The organism is Allobosea rubneri (assembly GCF_032464875.1).
In the GTDB taxonomy this organism is placed as follows: Bacteria; Pseudomonadota; Alphaproteobacteria; order Rhizobiales; family Beijerinckiaceae; genus Allobosea; species Allobosea rubneri.
On sequence record NZ_JAWDID010000127.1, the window covers coordinates 1 to 1,321 of the forward strand.

Here is a 1,321-nt window from a genome sequence, read left to right on the forward strand (position 1 = left end):
TGAACCGCTCCGGGTTTGTCGGAGGCTCCAACTCCTGAGAAGGTGGAGCCATGACGAGCAAGACGACGAACAAGTTCTCGCCTGAGGTGCGTGCGCGCGCGGTGCGGATGGTGCTGGACCATGAGGCCGAGCATCCGTCGCGCTGGGCGGCGATCACGTCGATCGCGGGCAAGATCGGCTGCACAGCCCAGACGCTGAACGAGTGGGTCAAGAAGACCGAGGTCGACAGTGGCCGCAAGCCCGGGCTGACGACGGACATGGCGGCAAAGCTCAAGGCTCTCGAACGCGAGAACCGGGAGCTTCGGCAGGCGAACGAGATCCTGCGCAAGGCATCGGCGTATTTTGCCCAGGCGGAGCTCGACCGCCGACACCGGTCATGATCGCGTTCATCGACGATCACCGCGGGGCCTATGGGGTCGAGCCGATCTGCAAGGTGCTGCCGATCGCCCCGTCAACCTACCATGAGCATGTGGCCAAGCGGACCGATCCCGGGAAGCTGTCGGCTCGGGCGAAGCGGGACGCGGCTTTGTTGCCTGAGATTGCCCGCGTGTTTGCCGAGAACTTCGAGGTCTATGGCGCGCGCAAGGTCTGGCGGCAGATGATGCGCGAGGGGTTCGACGTTGCGCGATGCACGGTCGAACGCCTGATGACCGACCTTGGCCTGCAAGGTGTCATTCGCGGCAAGCCAAACCGCACGACCGTCCAGGACAAGGCCGCGCCGTGTCCGCTCGACCATGTCAACCGGGTGTTCCATGCGCCGGCGCCGAACCGGCTCTGGGTCTCAGACTTTACCTACGTCTCGACCTGGTCGGGCTTCGTCTACGTTGCCTTCGTGATCGACGCCTATGCTCGGCGGATCGTCGGTTGGAGGGTATCGCGGACGGCACATGCGGGCTTCGTGCTCGACGCGTTGGAGCAGGCGCTGCACGAGCGCCGACCTGTGCACCGCGGTGGGCTGGTGCATCACTCGGATCGCGGCTCGCAATATGTCAGCATCCGCTATACCGAGCGCCTCGGAGAGGCGGGCATCGAGCCCTCCGTCGGCAGTGTGGGTGATAGCTATGACAACGCTCTCGCCGAGACGATCAACGGACTCTACAAAGCCGAGCTGATCCATCGGCGCGGGCCGTGGCGATCCTTCGAAGCCGTGGAGTTCGCGACACTGATCTGGGTCGACTGGTTCAACAATCGCCGGTTGCTGGAGCCCATCGGCAACATCCCACCGGCCGAAGCCGAAGAACGCTACTACGCTATGCTGGATGAGCCAGCCATCGCGGCGTGACTCAAACGAAACGGCCTCCGGCGAAGCCGGGGCGGTTCA

At 64.3% G+C, this 1,321-nt stretch carries 1 protein-coding gene and 1 other annotated feature; the gene reads left to right on the top strand.

Annotated elements, in window-relative coordinates; genetic code table 11:
- Window positions 1-50: 50 nt before the first annotated feature.
- Window positions 51-1,282, top strand: a protein-coding gene (locus RKE40_RS29570) for an IS3 family transposase (protein WP_316021724.1) whose coding sequence is annotated in 2 segments (ribosomal slippage) — window positions 51-342 and window positions 342-1,282 — 1,233 coding nt in all. Because the reading frame shifts where the segments join, the coding sequence is not laid out codon by codon here.
- Window positions 335-451, top strand: a sequence feature (AL1L pseudoknot). Its footprint overlaps the gene before it by 117 nt.
- Window positions 1,283-1,321: the final 39 nt, after the last annotated feature.